The sequence below is a fragment of the Brucella sp. TWI559 genome, assembly GCF_039674265.1.
Classification (GTDB): Bacteria; Pseudomonadota; Alphaproteobacteria; order Rhizobiales; family Rhizobiaceae; genus Brucella; species Brucella chromiisoli.
Window position 1 is genome coordinate 38,467 of record NZ_JBDJNE010000019.1, and the last position, 6,000, is coordinate 44,466.

Genomic DNA, 6,000 nt, shown 5'->3' on the forward strand with positions numbered 1-6,000 from the left:
GAAACTTGATTGGATGCGTCTTAAACCTTGGGACTGCGCACAATCTCGCGCAATCCGATTTGCAATTACAGCAAAACCTGTGCCCTGCAAACAGCAGAAGCATAAGGTTTTCAGCCTAAATTCAGTTTCCATGCGGAATCACTGAAATCGATATAGAGCAATTCCTGATCCAGATATTGCCCTTTGACATAAAGCGACTTTGGCTCAACACCATAGGATTTGAAACCGAGGCCATAATAGATACGCTTTGCAGGCTCATTGGTCGCCACGACTTTCGCATCCAATATCACAACATGCCGGGCCGCGTGTTCGATAATCTGCCCAACAAGTGCTCTGCCAAGTCGCAAGCCCCGCGCTTCCGGCGCGACATAGACGCTGACCAGCGTACCACGGTGACGCTCGGATCGACGTTCATGGCGATGTAAACCAGCGATACCCATCAGGTTTTCACCATCAAAGGCACCGAAAATGACATTGCCGTTCACCTGCTCCAAGCGGCGCGCAAACACGCTGTCGGAATAGGCGTTTTCTTCTTCAAAGGTCGACCCGAAAGCCTGCGGCGCCAGCTGCAATGCAGACAGGCGTATCGCGCGGAACCGGTGCAGGTCCCCCTTATCCAATGCGCGAACAACAACCCTTTCACGGGTTACAGCATAAATATCGTTCATTATATTCCCCGATGTTTATCGGCCCTGCTCTTTTCAGCAGGGCCGTCTCTTTTGATTATACCTGCCAGCTTCTCAGGCCGATCCAGGTCCGCCGATCAAGAACATAGCGCTCGACAGGGACATTTCCCGAAGCGAGCGAATCCGCCATGCCCATGCTGCTGAACTGAAAACCACACTTATGGATCACGCGACGCGAACCGACATTGCTTGCGTGGCATGAGACATGCAGCCGCTCAATTGGCGTGGCCCGAAAGGCAAGATCGATCAATGCGTGGGCAGCTTCCGTGGCAAAACCATGCCCCCAATAAGGCTCGCCCAGCCAATAGCCAATCTCCAGACCTTCGCCATGGCTGTGCGGATGGATGCCACAACACCCCATAAAGATTCCGGTTTCAGCTTGGGTAATCGCGTAAATGCAATTGCCCATCTCGCCTTTTCGGACGCGCTCTACAAAATCGACGGCATTTTCGCGGCTGTATGGATGAGGCATACGGGCGAGCATAGCAGAGACGCGGGCGTTATTGGCAAGATAGGAAATTGCATCCACGTCTTCGGTATGTGGCGGGCGGAGAACCAGCCTGTCCGTGACGAGGACGGGGCAATCTAAACCGGGCGAGAGATCAGCATAACTGGCCTCCCGCTCGCTACAGCTCTCGTAATATTCTTCTTCTAAAACGTCGACGACCATTTGTCTGTCCTCCAGATGCAAAAAGGGAAGATGGTGGTCCCATCTTCCCTTCGATCTTTTGGCTGGTCGCCATATATACCGGGTCCAATGGGACGCCGGTATTTATGAGTGCCCGGCTTACTCTGCTGCTTCCGCGATCGGGTTTACCGATACGTAGGTGCGACCGTTGGCTTTCGTGCGGAAAGCAACGGAACCGTTGGTGGTAGCAAAAATAGTGTGGTCTTTACCGAGGCCAACATTGGCGCCCGGATGCCACTTCGTGCCGCGTTGGCGCACGATGATGTTGCCAGAAACGACAGCTTCGCCGCCGAACTTCTTCACGCCAAGGCGCTTCGACTCTGAATCGCGACCGTTACGCGACGAACCACCAGCTTTTTTGTGTGCCATTGGATTTCTCCTTTAATCTCTTCTACTTACTCAGCCGACTCGGCCTTGGCTGCAGCCTTCTTAGGCGCTGCCTTCTTTGGCTTTGCGGCTTCGCCTTCAGCGGCGTCTGCCTTAGGAGCCTTCTTCTCAGCGGCCTTCTTCGATGGCTTTGCGCCGTCGGTGAGGATCTCCGAGATACGGATCGTCGTCTGTTCCTGACGATGACCGCGGGTGCGCTTCGAATTCTGACGGCGACGCTTCTTGAACGCGATAACCTTGCGTGCACGGCCCTGCTCAACGACTTCAGCCGTTACCAGAGCGCCTGCAACAACTGGCGCACCAACGGTCGAACCGACCATCAAAACTTCTGCGAATTCTACGATGTCGCCAGCTTCGCCAGCAACTTTTTCAATCTTGATAACGTCATTTGCGGCAACGCGATACTGCTTGCCACCGGTCTTAATGACTGCGAACATTTGTTGTCCTTTCGGTTGTTCGGTCCGGCTCTCATTTCCACGACATTTGCGCCGAAGTGATGGGCCGTCTTTTTATCAGTCGGTTGGTGAGTGGGCATTGTGCCCTTGATAACGACTCCGGAAACCCGAAATTTCGCAATCAAAACAATAGGCGCGGATTACCCCACGCCTAAGGTCAGGTGCTTATAGGTTGGAAGCTGCAGGAAAGTCAAGATTTTTCACAACAGAATGCAAATTAGGTCTTGTCTAATTGCATTTGGCTCGTTATTGAGCCGCTACACACTTAGCATTCGCTTTAGATGCTTATCAACGGCGCAGTTTTTATAGATTGCTTTACCGTGGTGCACAATGCGGAGAGGTGGCTGAGTGGTCGAAAGTACCGCACTCGAAATGCGGCGTGGGGGTAACTCCACCGTGGGTTCGAATCCCACCCTCTCCGCCATTTTATTACGTTAAATCATATAGTTACAAAGAATTCGACTAGCTCGTAGGGATATACCTGCACGGGCCAGCCGTTGCCTCCAATCAAGGGCCACGCTCAAGGCACGTCCTCTCACATTCAACTCGCATTGCTTGAACTCTTGGATCTCGCTGTGCGCTACCTCGAGGTGGCTTTTCTTAAGCAATCTGTATAAATTTCCAGCTTCAGCTATTTGGGGGCATTCAGATGCATGATCGTGACGTTGTAATTTCCGGCAGCTTTAATACGCGTGACTTGGGCGGATACCGCACAAAGCATGGTGATCTGGCCTAGCGAAAGACTTTTCGGTCTGGAAACATGGCTCATGTGGATCAGTTGGGATTTAATATGTTCTTAAATTCGTGGATTACAAATTTAGTTTTATATTGAATTATCGCATAATTTCTCATACCTGATATTCTGATCGAGGGTGGGGGAATTATATGAGTGGCGTCAAGTTTAACGTTGATAGTTACTGGTAGCAGTATGAAGTTGTAGTTAGCTCATTTGACGAGCTACAAAAACAAATAGCAAAACTGACGCAAATTCATACAAAACAAAGTCGGAATTTAGTTTGGCGGGGTCAAACTAATGCGGCCTGGGGACTTATGAGTAAACTGTATCGTTCATTTCTCAATTCCAACCCCCACCGCCTGACCGAAAATAGTTTTACTAAGCTAGAGCAACAAATATTGGGCTCCTTGAGAGACTGGGGATTACACTCTCAAAAACTGACCGGACGTCTATCAATACTGTCTCAGATTGCCATGCTTCAGCATTTCCAATCCCCCACTAGATTCATTGATGTCAGTTTCAATTCTCTTGTAGCCGCTTTTTTTGCTACAGAACAAGATGATGATAATGACGAAAATGATGCACGATTGTTTGCCATAGATACTACTGGTCACCTAATAAACACAGAAAAGAATCTACGTGAATGGGAGGATAGCTTAGATACGCCTTGGAGTGATAGTTATATACGGAATGAATACTACAACCATCAACATCCACTTGGTTTAATTAGCAATATAGATAATGATCCTGCTCATTTAGATAATTTTGTTCGCAACTGGCGACACGAATGGACAAGCCATTATTATGTTTGGAAACCACCTGCACTCGATTCACGAATAGCAGCACAAAATGGAGGTTTCTTATTTGGTGGATTAATTGGAAGCGAATCTAGAGAGGGCTTTCTAAATAAGAAAAATTCTGAACAAACTGGAAAATTTCAAGTTCAATCGAAAGCTTCAATTAATGAAACTGATTTTAAAGGAAAACGCTATTTAACTGTAGCGGAAGCAAGACAAGTTACCTGTGTTGCGATCCAGCCTCAGATGTTCGAGACGAACAATATCCGATCAAACCGTAAAAGCGCTCTATACACGATTCGAATTTCAGCCAAAGCAAAGCCAGATATTCGCCAACACCTCGAAAAAATGTATGGCTTTGCCCACGCAACAATTTATCCGGATTTTTCAGGATTCGCTGTTCACGGAGCTGGCAAAATATTGCGTGACCTTGCCAAACAGGAAAAGTGATTACATCCTCGATTGTTGCTTGGCTCCCCTTCCGGGGCGTCCTACGCGTGATCTTCAATATTCATTGGAGATCACATGGCAACTATTCGAAAACTCAGGGGGCGCTGGCAAGCACAGGTTCGCAGACGCGGTATGAAGCCACGCTGCAAATCGTTCGACAGCAAAACCGAAGCCGAAAAGTGGGCACGCGATCTGGAAAATCAGGTCGACAAGTTCGGCGCTGCACCAGATACTCGCATACTTGAAAGCACTACGCTTGGCGCGCTTATGAAGCGATACGCCGAAGAGGTATCGCCAGCAAAACGCGGCGCTACTCAGGAAATACAGCGCCTCGGCGTGCTTCAGCGTCATGATCTCGCTTACCGGACGCTGGTCGGGCTGTCTCAGCAGGACATTGCTTCGTTCAGGGACGAGCGCCTGAAGACCGTCAAACCCGCTACAGCCGTTCGTGAGCTTGCTATCCTCAGTCACGTCCTTGATGTCGCCATGCGTGACTGGGGCTACCCCCTCGCCCAGAACGTAGTGAAGATGATCCGGCGACCGACAATCAACAATGCAAGATCTCGTCGCCTGAGCGCGTCCGAGGAGCAGCGCCTTCTCGAAGCTTGTGATGAGGGTAAAATCGAATGCTTCCGCACGCTGGTCATTCTGGCAATCGAGACCGGGATGCGCCGTGGAGAAATTCTTGGCCTCAAGTGGACTGACATTTCGCATAACCGCCGGATAATCTCACTGGCAATGACCAAGAACGGAACAAGCCGCGAGGTTCCATTGTCAAAGCGAGCTTATGAAGCACTAATGACATTGAAGCACAGCGACGGCGTAGATCAATCTATGCCGTTCGGGATGACTATCTCAGCGTTTGACCAAACGTGGAAGCGCGTGATTAAGCGTAGTGGTATCGCTGACCTGAAGTTCCACGACCTACGCCACGAAGCCGTCAGCCGGTTCTTCGAGCTTGGTCTGAACATTATGGAAGTCAGCACCATATCCGGTCACAAAGAGCTGTCGATGCTGAAGCGCTACACGCACTTGAACGCCGACAGCCTCGTTTCGCGCTTGGGGTGATGCCTCTTCGGTGTCACCGACTTGCGCGAACTTTACATTTTGCCTTGCGGGACGCTGATTGTGTCAAGTTCCGACGCTGGACAACGCCGAAGATACATATCTTTGGTTGTATTTTGACAGGATTCAAGACCGCAATCGTTGCGGAAACCTGACGAAACTTGCGCTAACTTTACGTTAACTTGACAAAAATCAGGGATTTCAGCTTTTTCAGCCGAACTGTCAACTTTCCGAAACCCGCATGGGTTGTATCTTTACGCTTGCAATCCCATTCAGGTAGATTGATCTACGTTACCACCCGATACTGCGTGTCCACCGGAAGCGGACGCACCCACCGAGCAAGACGGACCCCTTGCGGACCAACGCCGAAAACATTTCCGCAACGTCCTCGGCACATGACCAACGCATAACAATTCTCAGCACGACGGCATGAGATAATTGGAGCGCGGCGTCATCGTCGAACTGAGAAAATTGGTTGTTCTGGTGATCGTTCGCCAACACCGGACGATGTTTCGGAACGCGCCGTCCTTTTGTTCGCAGCCGTCCGGCGGTCTGGAGCCTCCTGTCCTGTCATGCCAGCTATCACCAGTTGAGCGGACAACCGCACAGCCGTGAGAGCGAAGTCCTACGGCGTAGACTCATAAACTGATGCACCAGATGCGGACAGCGATGAGTTTGACAGCAGCCAGGAAATTGGCCGGGTTTTTGTCGTAACGTGTTGCAATGCCGCGATAGT

General features: G+C 50.3%; 6 protein-coding genes, 1 tRNA gene and 1 pseudogene. 3 read left to right on the forward strand and 5 right to left on the reverse strand.

Features of this window, described 5'->3' with window-relative positions; translation table 11 throughout:
• Positions 1–110: 110 nt before the first annotated feature.
• The 4 genes from ABE530_RS17175 to rplU form a co-directional block, all read right to left on the reverse strand.
• On the reverse strand, positions 111–668 hold the full coding sequence (locus tag ABE530_RS17175; protein ID WP_265985169.1) for a GNAT family N-acetyltransferase: 558 nt from the start codon (positions 666–668) through the stop codon (positions 111–113).
• A gap of 55 nt (positions 669–723) precedes the next feature.
• Positions 724–1,356 carry a GNAT family N-acetyltransferase gene (locus ABE530_RS17180; protein WP_499695333.1) on the reverse strand — a complete coding sequence of 211 codons (633 nt, stop codon included), beginning with the start codon at positions 1,354–1,356 and terminating at the stop codon, positions 724–726.
• Positions 1,357–1,473: 117 nt separating this feature from the next.
• Positions 1,474–1,743 (reverse strand): 50S ribosomal protein L27, encoded by a 270-nt coding sequence (gene rpmA, locus ABE530_RS17185; RefSeq protein WP_007876947.1) that lies wholly within the window; start codon positions 1,741–1,743, stop codon positions 1,474–1,476.
• A gap of 26 nt (positions 1,744–1,769) precedes the next feature.
• On the reverse strand, positions 1,770–2,198 hold the full coding sequence (gene rplU / locus ABE530_RS17190; RefSeq protein WP_265985166.1) for a 50S ribosomal protein L21: 429 nt from the start codon (positions 2,196–2,198) through the stop codon (positions 1,770–1,772).
• Positions 2,199–2,550: 352 nt separating this feature from the next.
• On the opposite strand from rplU, the gene ABE530_RS17195 reads away from it, so the two are divergent.
• From ABE530_RS17195 to ABE530_RS17205, 3 genes are all read left to right on the forward strand, one after another.
• Positions 2,551–2,640, forward strand: a tRNA-Ser gene (locus ABE530_RS17195).
• A 563-nt stretch (positions 2,641–3,203) separates the two neighbouring features.
• Positions 3,204–4,199, forward strand: a complete 996-nt coding sequence (locus ABE530_RS17200; protein WP_499695337.1) for an FRG domain-containing protein — start codon at positions 3,204–3,206, stop codon at positions 4,197–4,199.
• Positions 4,200–4,274: 75 nt separating this feature from the next.
• Complete coding sequence (locus tag ABE530_RS17205; protein ID WP_499695334.1) at positions 4,275–5,267, forward strand: site-specific integrase; 993 nt, start codon at positions 4,275–4,277, stop codon at positions 5,265–5,267.
• Positions 5,268–5,902: 635 nt separating this feature from the next.
• Here the strand turns inward: ABE530_RS17205 and ABE530_RS17210 are convergent.
• Positions 5,903–6,000: pseudogene (locus ABE530_RS17210) on the reverse strand (IS5/IS1182 family transposase); the annotation flags it as partial.